Origin of the sequence: Acidovorax benzenivorans (assembly GCF_028680575.1) — a bacterium.
GTDB classification, from domain to species: Bacteria; Pseudomonadota; Gammaproteobacteria; order Burkholderiales; family Burkholderiaceae_C; genus Acidovorax; species Acidovorax benzenivorans.
Genome location: NZ_JAPCKI010000002.1, coordinates 346,068 through 362,661 on the forward strand (window position 1 = coordinate 346,068; position 16,594 = coordinate 362,661).

Here is a 16,594-nt window from a genome sequence, read left to right on the forward strand (position 1 = left end):
GTGGGTTTGATATGTTGTTAGGGATTCCCGATTTCACGCTGTCGCATGCGGGTGTGGATGTTCTCGGAGCGGACTGCCGAATTGATCCCTCGGTATCCGTAATGCGATTCGGGCAGCGAGCTGATGTGCTTTGTCTGGCCGATGGTGTCAGTCTCTATGCATACACTCGTCTTGTTTTAGGCGATGTGGTCGCAGATCCGTGCGTGGGTATCCGTATTGGCGCACGTACGATCGTGAATGTCGGGGCCTATCTTTCTGGAGAGGGCGGGTTGGAGATTGGGGAGGATGTGCTGATCGGCCCCCACGCAAAGCTCTTGTCGGCAGGGCATGCAATTGACGAGGGTGACGTGATCATTGCGAGAAATCGCATTACTCGCGACAAGATCAAGGTAGGGGATGGGGCCTGGATCGGCGCTGGTGCAATCATTTTGGAGGGGGTGACCATCGGCCGGGGCGCAGTGGTGGCGGCGGGTGCCCTCGTTCGACAGGATGTGCCTGATGGAATGGTGGCCGCAGGAATGCCGGCAAGGCTACTCCGTTCGCGCCGCGGCAACGCTTGGACTCAACCGACGAAAAGCGTCTTGGGCAAACTTCAAGGTGTGCAGGTAGTCTTGAAAAAAATTTGGCGCTGAGTGCCGTATTGAAGCAATGATGGTTGGATCTGATGGAAAACGATTGGGCGATGGTAGACGGCGCTATGCGCTAAGTCTGTTGCGTTTCGCTGTGTTATTTGCTGCGGTTTGGTGTGGGCTACAAGTCTGTGCTTACGCGGATGAAGTCTGGGAATTCGTGGATGGTGACGGGGTAGTACATATCGGCAATGGGACTCCGCCTGCACTTCGGGGGGTGACATGGCTCAGTCGCACCCCCGCCGTGAAAGCTGGCAAGGAGGGCAAATCGCGCGATCCTTCCGCGTTGAAACTTCCAGGCTATGACGCAGCAAAACCTCATTTGGAAGCGGCGGCGTTGTCGCAGTCGTTGGATCCAGCCTTGGTGATTGCGGTTGCAGCGGCAGAGTCTGCGTTCAATGAAAAAGCAATATCACGCAAAGGCGCCTTGGGATTGATGCAGGTCATGCCCGCAACTGCAGAGCGATATGGTGTCGCGGCTCGCTCCTCGTCGGGTGGAGAGCATGCGGTCATGGAGCCCAAGGTGAATGCACAAGTGGGAAGCCGTTATCTTGCCGACCTGCTACGGATGTTCGACGGGGACAAAGAATTGGCCCTGGCCGCCTATAACGCGGGAGAGGGGGCAGTGATCAAATATGGTCGCCAGATACCTCCTTACCCAGAAACCCAGCAATATGTGGCGAAGGTCATGCGCATCTATCGGACCCTTGTCCGATAACGCATCCGCGCGCCTGACCCCGTCCACTCAATGGCACTCTTTTGCGCTCTGAACCTTTGCTTTGACGTGGCATGGATGCCAGGTAGTGACCCTATGAGTTGGCATGTCCGACACCTCACATGCGGTAAGGTCGCCGGCCGTGAACGATGGCGCACTAAAACTGCGTTTAGCGCTTTTTTACAGGCGTTTGTTTTGAGTGCGGGTACCATCGGCCGCTCATGATCTGGTTATCTGTGGTGGCATTCATCGTTGCAGCGTTGGCTGCAGGTTACATCGTGCGATGGATGCGCAGCCACGCTTCTGTGTACGGTAACGGCATGCCGCAACGGTTTCATCTGGGCGATATTCCGCGCCTGGGTGGGGGCGCCTTGCTATTGGGAATTGGCTGCAGTTGGGGGCTTGGGGTGCTGCAGTCTTTGCAGTGGGGTGATCCAGGTTCGCTCAGACTGGGCGCGTGGGTTGGTGGTTGGCTCGTGGTGTTGTTGCCTTCGGCCCTGGGAGGCATTGCGGAAGACATGACACAGCGTTTATCAGTGCGCTATCGCTTGATTCTGACGGGGGCTTCAGGCGTGTTGGCTGTGGTGCTTTTGGATCTGACCCTGCCGCGCATGGGTTTGCTCTGGCTCGATGCTGTTCTTGCCGCAGCCCCCTGGCTTGGTATTGCCGTTGTTGTGCTTGCCGTCGCAGGCCTGCCCCACGCCTTCAACATCATTGACGGCTACAACGGTCTGGCGGGCATGGTCGCCTTGATCGTGTGCCTGGCACTGGCTCATGTCGCCTTGCAGGTGGGCGACCGTGCGCTGGCGGCGCTGTTGGTGTCTACCGCCGCAGCCACGGGTGGCTTTCTGGTCTGGAACTACCCACGTGGCATGTTGTTTGCCGGAGATGGTGGTGCCTATGTGTGGGGCGTGGTGATCGCCGTGGCCAGCATCTCGCTGGTGCAGCGCAACGCGGACGTATCACCCTGGTTCCCGATGCTTCTGCTGATCTACCCGGTCTGGGAGACGATTTTCTCCATTTACCGCAAGTCGGTGCGGGGCGTTTCTCCGGGTGTGGCCGATGCGCTGCATTTCCACCAGCTGATCTACCGCCGCATCGTGCGTGGGGTGTTCCACGACGATGAATCGCGCCGCGTGCTGATGCGCAACAACCGTACGTCGCCTTATCTGTGGGGTTTTACGCTGCTGACGGTGGTGCCTGCGGTGCTGTTCTGGAACAACACGCCTTTGCTCATGGCGTTTTGTGGGCTGTTTGTGATCAGCTATGTGATGGCGTATATGGCCATCGTGCGGTTCAAAGTGCCGAACTGGTTGCGCCACTGACGCCTTCTTGTGTTCGCGGGCCCGGCGAATGCGGCACAATTTGCGCCTCACAGTTTTCTCCGGATGGCACGCCTCCATGACCGACCTTCTTTCGATTGCCCCGCGCGACAAGGCTGAAATCCTGGCCCAGGCGCTGCCTTACATCCGCAAGTTCCATGGCAAGACCATGGTGATCAAGTACGGCGGCAACGCCATGACCGACCCGGCCCTGCAGGCCGACTTTGCCGAGGATGTGGTGCTGCTCAAGCTGGTGGGCATGAACCCAGTGGTGGTGCATGGCGGTGGCCCGCAGATCGAGACGGCGCTCAACCGTCTGGGCAAGAAAGGCGAGTTCATCCAGGGCATGCGTGTGACCGATGCCGAGACCATGGAAGTGGTCGAGTGGGTGCTGGCCGGTGAGGTGCAGCAGGACATCGTGGGCTTGATCAACCAGGCCGGCGGCAAGGCCGTGGGTTTGACCGGCCGCGATGGCGGCATGATCCGCGCCCAAAAGCTCAAGATGGTGGACAGCAAGGACCCCAGCATCGAACACGACGTGGGCCAGGTGGGGGACATTGTCTCTATCGACCCCAGCGTGGTGAAGGCATTGCAGGACGACGCTTTCATCCCTGTCATCAGCCCCATTGGCTTTGGCGAGAACAATGAGAGCTACAACATCAATGCCGACGTGGTGGCCAGCAAATTGGCGACGGTGCTGCGGGCCGAAAAGCTGATGCTGCTGACCAACACCCCTGGCGTTCTGGACAAGGCAGGCAACCTGCTGACCGACCTGACGGCCCGCCGCATTGAAGAGCTGTTTGCCGATGGCACCATCTCGGGCGGCATGCTGCCCAAGATTGCGGGCGCGCTGGATGCCGCCAAGGCGGGGGTCAACGCCGTGCACATCATCGATGGCCGTGTACCACATGCCATGTTGCTGGAGATCCTGACCGACCAGGCCTACGGCACCATGATCCGTAGTCATTGAGATGCCCCCCCTGAGTCGCTTCGCACCCTTCCCCCCAAGGGGGGGGACGTCGCCAGCGCGGCGGGGTGGCCCTTGCGCGGCAGCCGCTGGCCTCTCCCGTGCCACGACGGCTTGCGCTCCCTTTGGGGATGTTCTTCGTGGACATCAACCGCAGCGAATCGCCTTTGGCGCGTGGGGGCGCTGACATGCGCCTGCTGTTGGTCGAAGACGATGTGATGGTGGCCAGCGGCATCAAGCTGGGGCTCACCGATGCGGGCTATGCGGTGGACTGGGTGGGCAGTGGTGAGCGGGCCGAAGAGGTGTTGCGTGCCGAGTCGTTTGACGCGGCCATCATCGACATTGGACTGCCCGCCATGGACGGCCTGGAACTGACGCGCCGCCTGCGCCGCCCTGACATGGCGAGCCCGGCCATGCCTGTATTGATCCTGACCGCGCGCGATGCGCTGCACGACCGGGTGCAGGGGCTGGACCTGGGGGCGGATGACTACATGGTCAAGCCGTTCGAGCTGCCCGAGTTGTTGGCGCGCCTGCGGGCGCTGTTGCGCCGGTCCCAGGCCGCGACCACTGCCGTGCTGAGCTTTGGCCCGCTGGAGCTGGACACGGCCGGGCGCCGGGCCAGCATGCGCACGCCGACGGGCGAGCAGGTCATCGAGCTGGGGCCGCGCGAGTGGACGGTGCTCGAATACCTGCTTATCAACGCCCCCAAGCCCGCCAGCAAAGACAAGTTGCTGCAGGCGCTGACCGGCTGGGACAAGGAGATCACACCCAACGCGGTCGAGGTGTATGTCTCGCGCCTGCGGGGCAAGCTGGAGCCCCACGGCGTGGCGCTGCGGTCCATCCGGGGCTTTGGTTACCGGCTCGAACTGCAGGCCCCCTGAGACGGGGTGAACGAACCCGCCATGCCCGCTCGTTCCGCAAAAACTCACCCCCTCGGCGTTGCCAATGCTCGCCATAGCCCGGGCTATGACTGCGCTTTGCGCCTGGATGGGTTGCGCCGGTGCGGCCCGCTCGGCCACGCCGGATTCATTCACACCTCTTGAGCGGGCTCCTTTCGGCCCCCGCGCTCTTTTTGCCGCCTCGCCATGCTGCTTCGGAAAGATCCCCCCCGGCGGCCCGGCTTGCGTGCCATGACGTCCGATCTGCGCACCCGGCTGCTGCTGATGCTGGTGTTGCCCCTGTGTGTACTGGCGCTGGTGGGAGTTTGGCTGGACTATCGGTCGGCCGACGAGGCTGCCAGCCAGCACGATCAGCGCTTGGTGCGCCTGCTGCCCGCACTCGCGGATTCGGTGCTGGCGCCGCCTATTCACGATAACGACCCGCCGCTGCTGCTGCTGGCCCCTCCCATCGAAGATTTTTTGCGCCAGAACGCAGGGTTTGCCGCTTACAGCGTGCGCGACACCTCGGGGCGCCTGTTGCTCGGAGAGGGGTGGGTGCACGGCGCAGTGCCTACCACGCTGGTCCCGGAGTTCCACTCCGTGGAGTTCGGCGGGGTGACCTACCGGGTGGCCGCGCAACGCGGGCGCACGGGGGCGGGTGAACTGGTGGTGGCTCTGGCCGATGGGTCGGACCCGCGCCAGAAATGGGCGCAGCAACTGCTCTTGAGGGTGCTGCTGCCCAACATGGTGTTGTTGATTGCAGCCGGTTTTGCAATCCATTGGGCGGTGCGGCAGGCTTTCAAGCCCCTGGTGGGGCTGGCCGAGGCGGTGGAGCGCCGCTCGCCACGCGACCTCAGCCCCATCGACGAAGCGGCATCGCCCGACGAGGTGCGGCCCCTGGTGCACTCGCTCAACCGCCTGTTTGCGCTGGTCAATGCGCAGGCCGAGGGGCAGCGCCGTTTTGTGGCCGACGCGGCGCACCAGTTGCGCACGCCGCTGGCAGGCCTGCAAGCCCAGGTGGAGGCCTGGGCCATGATGGCCAAGGCGGCGGCCCCATCGCCAAGAACGTCGTTCCCGGATTTCGACCGAAAAATGCCGCTGGCGCACGAAGAATGTGCGCAAGGTGCTATTGTTTTGGGAGCGTATCAGATCGAGAAGCTGCGCAACGCCACGCGGCGCACCTCGCAGCTGGCGCACCAGCTGCTGGCGCTGTCCCGTGCGGACGCCCGCAGCCTCGACGCGCAGCCTCCGCAGCGGGTGGACCTCAAGGACCTGTGCGAATCGCTGCTGGAGAACTTTCTGGACGCCGCTACCGGCAAGGGCCTGGACCTGGGCCTGGATGTGCAACCGGTCCATGTCACCGGCCATGGCTGGCTGCTGCGCGAGCTGTTGTCCAACCTGGTGGACAACGCCATCAAATACACCCCGCCCGGCGGTGTGGTCACCATCCGCTGCGGACTGCGCCAGGGGCGCGCGGGCCTGCCCCGGCCCTATGTGGAGGTGGAGGACGACGGGCCTGGCGTGTCCGAGGCCGAGCGCACCCGCGTGTTGCAGCGGTTCTACCGCGTGCCCGGCGCGGGTGGGGAGGGCTCAGGCCTGGGCCTGGCCATTGCGGACGAGATTGCCCGTGTGCATCGCGCCGCACTGACATTGGGCACTGGCTCCCAGGGGCGCGGGCTGCTGGTGACGGTGGTGTTTCCGCTGTAGTCGTGCGCGGCCCGCAGTCCGTCCGGGCCGGTTTGGGGCCTGTGCGAGAATCATTTCCACACACGATTGACTTGTGCAAACAGATGGCGGCGAAGCCCCTGCTGGCTGGTGCAAGACATGACATCGTGATTCATGCCCTGCCGTAACCAGACCATGCCCGGTGGCATGTGCAACGGGAGCAGGGCCCCACCGGAGCCCCTGTCCTGCATGTCTGAAATCTCGCCCCTCCCCGAGTCTGCCAGTACCGCCGAAGCGGGTGATGTCGCGGCTGCCCGCAAGCGGCCCAAGCCCGGAGAGCGGCGCATCCAGATCCTGCAGGCCCTGGCCGCCATGCTGGAGCAGCCAGGGGCCGAGCGCATCACCACCGCCGCGCTGGCCGCGCGCCTGTCGGTCAGCGAGGCGGCGTTGTACCGCCACTTCGCCAGCAAGGCGCAGATGTTCGAGGGGTTGATCGATTTCATCGAGCAATCGGTGTTCACGCTGGTGCAGCAGATCACCGGGCGCGACGTGCCCGACCCCGCACAGGCTGCGGACGTAGGCGCTCGCCAGGCCGCGCGCATTGTGGTCCTGGTGCTCCAGTTTGGCGAGCGCAACCCGGGCATGGTGCGGGTGATGGTGGGCGACGCGCTGGTGTTCGAGCACGAACGCCTGCAGCAGCGCATGAACCAGTTTTTTGACCGCATCGAATCCACCTTGCGCCAATGCCTGCGTGCGACCACGGCAGCATCCAGCACACCCACGGTCGATGCCCAGGTGGCGGCCAGTGTGCTGACGGCCTTTGTGGTTGGGCGCCTGCAGGGCTATGCGCGCTCAGGGTTTCGGCGCCTGCCCACCGAGCATCTGGAAGCCAGTCTGGCGTTGATGCTGTAGCGCCCTGACCCGCTGAGGCAGCACGTCGCGGAGAGGGTGGCGCGGCTGCAACGGGCGGTTTGGGTGGGTCTCCCTATTTTTTCGGGGGGCTTGGGGGCTGCAGGGAATTTGCTGCAGAATAGAACGAACGTTCGTTTTTATTCGTGCCCATGTCCTCCATCCCCGAATCCCGTCAGGTCACCCGCATACCGCGCGCTCGCAGCGGTACCGGCCGCGCCCTGCAAAAAGGCCAGCAGACCAAGGCGGCCATCGTCGAGGCGGCGCTGGGCCTGGCCACGCACATTGGGCTGGAGGGCCTGTCCATCGGGGCGCTGGCCGACGTCACGGGCATGAGCAAGTCGGGCGTGTTTGCCCACTTTGGCTCCCGCGAAGAGCTGCAGATTTCTGTCATCCGCGAATATCACACGCGCTTCGAGCAGGAAGTGTTTTACCCCGCCATGTCTGCCGCGCGCGGCGTGGCGCGGTTGCGTGCGCTGTTCGACAACTGGATGAAGCGCACCTCCATCGAGATCGACTCGGGCTGCATCTACATCAGCGGCGCGGTCGAGTTTGACGACCGCACCGGCCCCGTGCGCGATGCGCTGGCCAGCTCGGTACTGACCTGGCACGCCGCGATGCGCCGAGCCATCGAACAGTGCAAGGAGCTGGGCGAGCTGCGTGCCGACACCAAGGAAGAGCAGATGCTCTTCGAGATTCACGGCCTCATCCTCGCGCTGCATTACGAGGCGCGGTTCCTGCAGACCCCGGGCTCCATCGACCGGGCCGTCGTGGGCTTTCACAACATCCTGGCGCGTTACAGCGCTGCAAAACCAGGCGCCACCGCAGAAGCAGCACCCGTTGTTGTAGCTGCCAAGCGCCGCAAAGTTTCCAACCAAACCACCACCTCCAAGGAGTAAACCCCATGCCTATGTACACGCCGCCCCTGCGGGACATGCAATTCGTCATGCACGAAGTGCTCAAGGTCAGCGATGAATTCAAGGCAATGCCGCCCCATGCCGAGGTGGATGTGGACACCATCAACGCCGTGCTCGAAGAAGCCGGCAAGTTCACCGCCGAAGTGACCTTCCCGCTGAACATCAGCGGCGACACCGAAGGCTGCGTGCTCAACAAGACCACGCACGAAGTGAAGACCCCCACGGGCTTCAAGGACGCGTATGCCAAGTACGTCGAAGGCGGCTGGGCGGCGCTGAGTTGCGACCCCGCCTACGGCGGCCAGGGCCTGCCTTTTGTGCTGAACCAGTGCCTGTACGAGATGATGAACTCGGCCAACCAGGCCTGGACCATGTACCCCGGCCTGTCACACGGCGCGTACGAAGCCCTGCACGCCCACGGCACCGAAGAGCAAAAGAAGATCTACCTGCCCAAGCTCACCAGCGGCGAGTGGACCGGCACCATGTGCCTGACCGAACCCCATTGCGGTACCGATCTGGGCCTGCTGCGCACCAAGGCCGAGCCGCAGGCTGACGGCACCTACAAGATCACCGGCAACAAGATCTTCATCAGCGCTGGCGAACACGACATGGCCGCCAACATCGTCCACCTGGTGCTGGCCCGCCTGCCCGATGCGCCCAAGGGCAGCAAGGGCATCAGCCTGTTCGTCGTGCCCAAGTTCAACATCAAGGCCGATGGCTCGCTGGGTGAACGCAACCCGATCTTCTGCACGGGCCTGGAGCACAAGATGGGCATCCACGGCAACGCCACCGCGCAGATCGCCATCGACGGCGCCATCGGCACCATGGTGGGCCAGCCCAACAAGGGCCTGGCCGCCATGTTCGTGATGATGAATGCCGCCCGCCTGGGCGTGGGCAACCAGTCGCTGGGCCTGACCGAAGTGGCCTACCAGAACGCGCTGGCCTACGCCAAGGACCGCATCCAGATGCGCAGCCTGTCGGGCACCAAGGCCAAGGACAAGGACGCCGACCCGATCATCGTGCACCCCGATGTGCGCAAGATGCTGCTGACCGCCAAGGCCTATGCCGAAGGTGGCCGCGCGCTGCAGATTTTCTGCACGCTGCTGCTGGACAAGGTGCACAGCCACCCCGATGAAAAGGTGCGTGCCGAATCCGAAGAGATGGTGGCGCTGCTGACCCCCATCGTGAAGGCCTTCATCACCGACAACGGCCACATCAGCACCAATGCGTGCATGCAGGTCTTCGGTGGCCATGGCTTCATCAAGGAATGGGGCATGGAGCAGTACGTGCGCGACAACCGCATCAACATGATCTACGAAGGCACCAACACCATCCAGTCGCTGGATTTGCTGGGCCGCAAGATACTGGGCAACAACGGCGCCACGCTCAAGAAGCTGGGCAAGCTGATCGGCCAACTGGTGGAAGAAGAAGGCGTGAACGAGAAGATGGCCGAGTTCATCAACCCCGTGGCCATGCTGGGCGACCAGATGACCAAGTTCACCACCGAGATCGGCTTCAAGGGCATGCAAAACCCCGACGAAGTGGGCGCTGCTGCCGTGGACTACCTGCGCGTGGCGGGCCACCTCGTGTTCGGCTACCTGTTCGCCCGCATGGCCCAGGTGGCACTGCGCGAGATCGCCGCTGGCAACACCGACCCCTTCTACGGCGCCAAGCTGCAGACCGCACGCTTCTACTTTGCCAAGCTGTTCCCTGAAACCGCCACGCTGATGCGCACGGCCCGTGCCGGCAGCAAGGTGCTGATGGACACCGATCTAGCCCTGGCCTGATCGGTGCATCGCGCGGATTTCAAGCCTTTTTGCCACGGAGCGCTTATGTATAAAGCGGTAACAGCTATTGTTTTTGTAGCGTCTGCGGCGCCCGCGTGGGCGCAGGCAACGCCCGAAGGCCTGTGGCGCAACATCGACGACAAGACCGGCGAGGCCAAGGCCGAAATCCGCATCCGCGACATCGGCGGCAGCGTGCTGCACGGGGCGCTGGAAAAGCGCCTGTCCAAGGACGCCAAGCCCGACGATGTCTGCGACGAATGCTCGGATGACCGCAAGGGCAAGCCCATCCTGGGCCTGGAGATCATCCGTGGCGCCAAGAAGGCCGAAGGCAAAGAGGTGTGGGAGGGCGGCAAGATTCTCGATCCCGAGAACGGCCGCAACTACACCCTGCGCATGACGCCCATCGAGGGCGGCAAGAAGCTCGAAGTGCGGGGCTCTATCGGCCCCTTTGGCCGCACGCAGACCTGGATCCGGGTCCAGTAAGCGCTCTCCTTTCAATACCCCCCGTTCGCCCTGAGCTTGTCGCAGGGCCTGGATGCAACCCCCTCGCCAAGGCTTCGACAAGCTCAGCCCGAACGGATTCGAACCTATCCAAACCATGTCCAGATTCCAAGTCAAAAAAGTCGCCGTGCTCGGCGCAGGCGTGATGGGCGCGCAGATTGCCGCCCACCTCGTCAACGTGAAGGTGCCGGTGGTGCTGTTCGACCTGCCTGCCAAGGAAGGCCCGAAGAACGGCATCGTCACCAAGGCCATCGAAGGCCTGAAAAAACTCAAACCCTCGCCCCTGGGCGTGGCCGACGATGCAGCACTGATCCAGCAAGCCAACTACGAAGAGCACATGCACCTGCTCAAGGAATGCGACCTCGTGATCGAGGCCATTGCCGAGCGCATGGACTGGAAGCTGGACCTGTACACCAAGATCGCGCCCCACGTGGCCAAGCACGCCATCCTGGCGTCCAACACCTCGGGCCTGTCGATCACCAAGCTGTCCGAAGTGCTGCCCGAGAGCATCAAGCCGCGCTTCTGCGGCATCCACTTCTTCAACCCCCCACGCTACATGACGCTGGTGGAGCTGATCAACACGCCCACCACGCAGCCTGAAGTGCTCGACCAGCTCGAAGCCTTTGTCACCAGCGGCCTGGGCAAGGGCGTGGTGCGCGCGCACGACACCCCCAACTTCGTCGCCAACCGCGTGGGCATCGCCGGCATGCTGGCCACCATGAAGGAGGTCGAAAACTTTGGCCTGACCTATGACGTGGTGGATGACCTCACGGGCAAGAAGCTGGGCCGCGCATCGAGCGGCACCTTCCGTACCGCCGACGTGGTGGGCCTGGACACCATGGCCCACGTCATCAAGACGCTGCAGGACAACCTGAGCATTGAGACCGACCCCTTCTATGAAAGTTTTGGCACGCCCGCCGTGCTGAAAAAGCTGCTGGAGCTGGGCAACCTGGGCCAGAAGGCCAAGGCCGGTTTCTTCAAGAAGGTTGGCCGCGACGTGATGCGCTTCGAGCTGGAAAGCGAAGAGTACGTGCCTGCTGGCCAGAAGGCCGACGAGGTGTACGCCCGCATGCTCAAGAAGCCCGCTGCCGAACGCTTGCGCCTGCTGCGCAACGCAGAAGGCGCGCCCGGCCAGTTCCTGTGGGCCATCTTGCGCAACAGCTTCCACTACGCTGCCGTGCACCTGGGCACCATTGCCGACAACGCCCGCGACGTGGACCAGGCCATGCGCTGGGGCTTTGGCATGAAGCAGGGCCCCTTCGAGCTGTGGCAAGAGGCTGGTTGGCTCGACGTGGCCAAGATGATTCAGGAAGACATCGACGCTGGCAAAGCCCTGTGCAAGGCGCCGCTGCCCGAGTGGGTCTTCAAGGGCCCCGTGGCCGAAACCGGTGGCGTGCACACCGCACAAGGTTCGTGGAGTGCATCGCAGAACAAGTTTGTGCCCCGCCGCCAGTTGCCCGTGTACGAGCGTCAAATTTTCCCCGAGTCGCTGCTGGGCGAGTCCAACCTGCCCGACTGGCGCACTGCCGGTACCACCATTGCAGAGTCCAAGGCGCTGCGCACCTGGACGCTCGATGGCCAGGTGCTGATCGCCAGCATCAAGAACAAGATGCACGCCATCAGCCCCGAAGTGATGGAGGCGCTGATGGAAGCCCTGGAGCTGGCCGAGTCCGAGTACCAAGGCATGGTGATCTGGTCCGGCGACGCACCGTTCAGCGTGGGCGCCGACCTGGAAGCCACGATGCCCGCCTTTTTGGTCGGCGGCGCCGATGCGGTCGAAAGCATCGAGCAGGAGCTGCAGAACCTGATGATGCGCATCCGCTACGCCCAGGTGCCTGTGGTGGCTGCCATCCATGGCATGGCGCTGGGTGGTGGTTGCGAACTGGCCGTGTATTCGGCCAAGCGTGTGGCGCACATGGAAAGCTACATCGGCCTGGTGGAGGTGGGCGTGGGCCTGGTGCCCGGCGCTGGTGGCCTGACCTATATCGCCCGCCGTGCGGCCGAGAACATGGCGGCCTCTACCGGCAAGGACATCCTGCCCTTCCTGACCGAAGGCTTCACCGCCGCCGCCATGGCCAAGGTGGGCACCAGCGCGCTCGAATCGCGCAAGCTGGGCTTCTTGCTGGACAGCGACATCATCGTCCCGCACAAGGACGAGCTGCTGTTCGTGGCCATCAACGAAGCCAAGTCCATGGCCGCCAGCGGCTGGCGTGCGCCGCACAAGCGCCTGTTCCCCGTGGCGGGCCGCAGCGGCCTGGCCACCATCAAGGCGCAGCTGGTGAACATGCGTGACGGCGGCTTCATCAGCGCCTACGACTTCAAGGTCGGCGCCATGATTGCCGAAGTGGTCTGTGGCGGTGACGTGGATGCTGGCGCGCTGGTGAGCGAGGAATACCTGCTCACGCTGGAGCGCAAGGCGTTCTGCCACCTGATCGCCCAGCCCAAGACGCACGAGCGCATCCTGGGCATGCTCTCGACAGGTAAACCTGTTCGCAACTGACCACCATCGCCATGACGGACCACGCCCCCAACAAACTCCAGCGCTCGCTGATGCGCCTGGACGAGGCCCCCGCCTTCATGCGTGGCTTTGTGCAGAACATCATCCTGCGCCGGGCCGTGCCCTTCACCGGCACGGCCGGGGTGAAGTTCGTGTCGCTCACGCCCGAGCGTGTCGAAGTGCATCTTGCCAACGAGCACCGCGTGCAGAACCACATCGGTGGTGTGCATGCCTCGGCCATGAACCTGCTGGCCGAAACGGCCACCGGCATGGTGGTGGGCATGAACGTGCGCGACGACTGCATCCCGCTGGCCAAGGAGCTTTCCATGGCGTTCAAGAAGCGCGCCACGGGCGGCCTCAAGGCCGTGGCCACGCTGAGCGCCGAGCAGCGCGCCGCCATGCGGGCCAGCGACAAGGGCGAGGTGCAGGTCGCAGTCACCGTGACCGACGAAGCCGGTGTGGAGCCGGTCGAATGTGTATTTACGTGGGCCTGGATTCCTTCCAGCCGCCCCGCCAAGAATTGAAGGAGTTACAACACCATGGCTCAAAAACAAGTCCAGGACGCCTACATCGTTGCTGCCACGCGCACGCCCATCGGGCGCTCGGGCCGCGGCTATTTCAAGAACACCCGCCCCGATGACCTGCTGGTCGCCGCTATCCGCAGCGCGATGACCCAGGTGCCCACGCTGGACCCCAAGGCGATCGAAGACGCCATCATTGGCTGCTCGTTCCCCGAGGGCGAGCAGGGCATGAACATGGCCCGCATTGCCGTGGGCCTGGCGTTTGACCACCCTGTGGGCGGCGTGACGGTGAACCGTTTTTGCGCATCGGGCATCACCGCGCTGCAGATGGCGGCCGACCGCATCCGCGTGGGCGAGGCCGACGTGCTGATCGCCGGTGGCGCCGAGTCCATGAGCCTGGTGCCCATGGGCGGCAACAAGACCTCGTTCAACGCAGAAATTTTTGCGCGCGACGAGAACGTGGGCATTGCCTACGGCATGGGCCTGACCGCCGAGAAGGTGGCCCAGCAGTGGAAGGTCAGCCGCGAGGCGCAGGATGCCTTCGCGCTCGAATCCCATCTGCGTGCCATCAAGGCGCAGAAGGCCGGTGAGTTCACCGACGAAATCACGCCGTTCGAGATCGTGGAGCGTTCGCCCAACCTCGCCACCGGCGAAGTGGTGGAAAAGCGCCGCACCGTGAACCTGGACGAAGGCCCACGCCCCGACACTTCCCTCGAAGGCCTGGCCAAGCTCAAGCCCGTGTTTGCTGCGCGCGGCAGCGTCACGGCGGGCAACAGCTCGCAGACCAGCGATGGCGCCGGTGCCCTCATCGTGGCCAGCGAAAAGGCCGTGAAGCAGTTTGGCCTGACGCCCCTGGCGCGCTTCGTGAGCTATGCCGCCCGTGGCGTGCCGCCTGAAATCATGGGCATTGGTCCTATCGAAGCGATTCCTGCGGCCCTGCGGTATGCGGGCCTCAAGAGTGATGACATTGGGTGGTACGAGTTGAACGAAGCGTTTGCGGCGCAGTCGCTCGCAGTGATCAATACGCTGGGCTTAAACCCTGCGAATGTGAACCCGATGGGCGGCGCGATTGCGCTGGGGCATCCGCTGGGGGCCACCGGTGCGATTCGGGCGGCCACCGTGGTGCATGCGCTGCGTCGGCATAAGCTGAAGTACGGGATGGTCACGATGTGTGTAGGTACCGGCCAAGGCGCCGCCGGCATCATCGAAGCTTTGTGAGTTAGCTGGCTACTGCGCGGTTTTCATGCGTCGTTGGGCGGTGCTCGCAATCCTCACGTACCGCAAGTACGTTCCGGTTGCTGCGCTCCGTCCGCCTCGCCTGAAAGCCGCTCGCTACGCCCTTGAGGGCGGGGTGTGAAGGCAGGGGGGACGTGCACTGCCTGTTTTTCTTTTCCATTCAAGCTGGCGCAGATCGGCATTGAACCTAGGAGACAGACATGAACAAGCAAACCTTGCAGGTGAACGGGACAGTGTCATTGGCGCTGCGTGTCTACCAACCCGAGGGCGCTCCGCGCGCCAGCGTCGTCATCGGCGGCGCGATGGGGGTGCGGCAGTCGTATTACGAGGCCTTTGCGCTGTGGATGGCGCAGCAGGGGTTTCGGGTCACCACGTTTGATTACCGAGGCCACGGCGATTCGCTGCAGGGCGCGATGCGCGATGTGAAGGCGGATCTGTTTGATTGGGCCGAGGACTACGAGGCGGTGATCTCCGTCGCCAAGGCCGCGTTGCCGTCGCAGCCGCTGTACTTGCTGGGGCACAGCCTGGGCGCGCAGCTGCCGGGTTTGCTTAAGAAGCCCGAGCAGGTGGCGGGTTTGCTCAGTGTGGCTGCAGGCAGCGGCTACTGGCGCGACAACGCGCCGCAGCTCAAGCGCATCGTTCCGTATTTCTGGTGGGTGCTGGTGCCGCTGGCCACGCGGCTGTGTGGGTACTTTCCGGGGCGCACGCTCAAGAAGGTGGGCGACCTGCCTGCGGGGGTGATCCTGCAGTGGCGGCGTTGGTGTCTGGACCCTGCTTACAGCGTGGGGGCGGAGGGGCCTGCGGTGGCGCAGAGTTATGGCGCGGTGCGGTTCCCGGTGCTGGCGCTGTCGATGGCTGACGATGAGCTGATGACCTTGCGCGGCACGCACAACCTGATCAACCTGTACGCCAACACCGAACGCTGCGTGGAGAGCATCACCCCGGCCGACCTGCAGGTGCGGCGCATTGGCCACTTCGGATTCTTTCGCGACCAGTTCCGCCAGAGCCTGTGGCCGCGCGCGGCGGCTGCGCTGGCCGCCATGGGTGGCGGCGTGCCCCCCGGCGAAGTCTCCGGTACGACGGCCTGAGCGGCCGTTTCGCGGCACACTCGCAACATGACTTCCTCCTCCCATTCCTCGTCTTCGTCCTCCGCTACCCACCCGCTGGACGAAGCGCTGCAACTGACGGCCTCGTCCTCTGCGACGGGACAGTACGAAGGGCAGACCCACCCCGGCTACTGGAACATGGTGGGCCCGTTTGGTGGCATCACCGCCGCCACGCTGCTGCAGGCCATCCTGCAGCACCCCGACCGGCTGGGCGATCCGCTGTCGCTCACCGTCAACTACGCGGGCGCGCTGACAGCCGGAGCCTTTACCGTGCAGGCCACGCCCGTGCGCACCAACCGATCCACCCAGCACTGGACGCTGTCGATCCTGCAGGCCGGTGCTGACGGCGCGCAGATGGTCACCACCACCGCCACGGCGGTGACTGCCGTGCGCCGCGAGACCTGGAGCGTGGGCGATGTGCCCATGCCGCAGGTACCACCCCCCGCAGAACAAAAAGCCATCGTCGCCCCCTTGGGTGCTGTGGAGTGGCTCAACCGCTACGAGATGCGCCCCATTGCTGGCTTCATCCCGCGCACCTGGGACGGCAGCGGCGACCACAGCCTGACGCAGCTGTGGATGCGCGACACACCATCCCGGCCGCTCGACTTTGTGGCGCTGTCCGCATTGGCTGATGTGTTCTTCCCCCGCGTGTGGCTGCGCCGTGCGCGCCAGGTGCCTGCGGGCACGGTGTCCATCACGGTGTACTTCCACGCCACGGCAGAGCAGCTGCAGGCCACGGGCACCGGCTTCCTGCTTGGCCAGGCGCGCGGGCAGGAGTTCCGCAACGGTTTCTTCGACCAGACCGTGCAACTGTGGAACGAGGCTGGCACCATGCTGGCCACGAGCCACCAGATCGTTTACTACAAGGAATAGGAAGTCGGCCCGTTGCTCTGCGCCGTACGTCATTCCTCTCGTCCTCATCCATCAGCCCCCGAAACCTTCACCAC

15 protein-coding genes are annotated in these 16,594 nt (G+C 63.9%); all 15 read left to right on the forward strand.

What is annotated here, in order from left to right:
* Window positions 1-11: 11 nt before the first annotated feature.
* Window positions 12-632, forward strand: coding sequence for an acyltransferase (locus OIN59_RS05035; protein WP_274107733.1), 621 nt, complete (start codon window positions 12-14; stop codon window positions 630-632).
* Between the two features lie 241 nt (window positions 633-873).
* Window positions 874-1,347, forward strand: a complete 474-nt coding sequence (locus OIN59_RS05040; protein ID WP_274107734.1) for a lytic transglycosylase domain-containing protein — start codon at window positions 874-876, stop codon at window positions 1,345-1,347.
* Window positions 1,348-1,565: 218 nt separating this feature from the next.
* Complete coding sequence (locus OIN59_RS05045) at window positions 1,566-2,669, forward strand: MraY family glycosyltransferase (protein ID WP_274107736.1); 1,104 nt, start codon at window positions 1,566-1,568, stop codon at window positions 2,667-2,669.
* Window positions 2,670-2,745: 76 nt separating this feature from the next.
* Window positions 2,746-3,636 carry an acetylglutamate kinase gene (gene argB / locus OIN59_RS05050; RefSeq protein ID WP_274107738.1) on the forward strand — a complete coding sequence of 297 codons (891 nt, stop codon included), beginning with the start codon at window positions 2,746-2,748 and terminating at the stop codon, window positions 3,634-3,636.
* A gap of 185 nt (window positions 3,637-3,821) precedes the next feature.
* Window positions 3,822-4,514, forward strand: a complete 693-nt coding sequence (locus OIN59_RS05055; protein ID WP_274108080.1) for a response regulator transcription factor — start codon at window positions 3,822-3,824, stop codon at window positions 4,512-4,514.
* Between the two features lie 249 nt (window positions 4,515-4,763).
* A complete protein-coding gene (locus OIN59_RS05060) occupies window positions 4,764-6,218 on the forward strand; it encodes a sensor histidine kinase (protein ID WP_274107740.1) in 1,455 nt (484 codons plus the stop codon).
* 207 nt (window positions 6,219-6,425) lie between these two features.
* A complete protein-coding gene (gene slmA, locus OIN59_RS05065; protein WP_274107742.1) occupies window positions 6,426-7,088 on the forward strand; it encodes a nucleoid occlusion factor SlmA in 663 nt (220 codons plus the stop codon).
* A gap of 149 nt (window positions 7,089-7,237) precedes the next feature.
* Window positions 7,238-7,984 carry a TetR/AcrR family transcriptional regulator gene (locus OIN59_RS05070; protein ID WP_274107744.1) on the forward strand — a complete coding sequence of 249 codons (747 nt, stop codon included), beginning with the start codon at window positions 7,238-7,240 and terminating at the stop codon, window positions 7,982-7,984.
* Window positions 7,985-7,989: 5 nt separating this feature from the next.
* Window positions 7,990-9,786: an acyl-CoA dehydrogenase C-terminal domain-containing protein gene (locus OIN59_RS05075; RefSeq protein WP_274107745.1), complete on the forward strand. Its 1,797-nt coding sequence runs from the start codon at window positions 7,990-7,992 to the stop codon at window positions 9,784-9,786.
* A 45-nt stretch (window positions 9,787-9,831) separates the two neighbouring features.
* Window positions 9,832-10,269, forward strand: a complete 438-nt coding sequence (locus OIN59_RS05080; RefSeq protein WP_274107748.1) for a DUF2147 domain-containing protein — start codon at window positions 9,832-9,834, stop codon at window positions 10,267-10,269.
* Between the two features lie 115 nt (window positions 10,270-10,384).
* On the forward strand, window positions 10,385-12,787 hold the full coding sequence (locus OIN59_RS05085) for a 3-hydroxyacyl-CoA dehydrogenase/enoyl-CoA hydratase family protein (RefSeq protein WP_274107750.1): 2,403 nt from the start codon (window positions 10,385-10,387) through the stop codon (window positions 12,785-12,787).
* A gap of 11 nt (window positions 12,788-12,798) precedes the next feature.
* On the forward strand, window positions 12,799-13,308 hold the full coding sequence (locus OIN59_RS05090; protein WP_274107751.1) for a DUF4442 domain-containing protein: 510 nt from the start codon (window positions 12,799-12,801) through the stop codon (window positions 13,306-13,308).
* A 15-nt stretch (window positions 13,309-13,323) separates the two neighbouring features.
* Complete coding sequence (locus OIN59_RS05095; RefSeq protein ID WP_274107753.1) at window positions 13,324-14,523, forward strand: acetyl-CoA C-acyltransferase; 1,200 nt, start codon at window positions 13,324-13,326, stop codon at window positions 14,521-14,523.
* 218 nt (window positions 14,524-14,741) lie between these two features.
* A complete protein-coding gene (locus tag OIN59_RS05100) occupies window positions 14,742-15,629 on the forward strand; it encodes an alpha/beta hydrolase family protein (protein ID WP_274107754.1) in 888 nt (295 codons plus the stop codon).
* 27 nt (window positions 15,630-15,656) lie between these two features.
* Window positions 15,657-16,520 carry an acyl-CoA thioesterase gene (locus OIN59_RS05105; protein WP_274107756.1) on the forward strand — a complete coding sequence of 288 codons (864 nt, stop codon included), beginning with the start codon at window positions 15,657-15,659 and terminating at the stop codon, window positions 16,518-16,520.
* Window positions 16,521-16,594 lie beyond the last annotated feature (74 nt).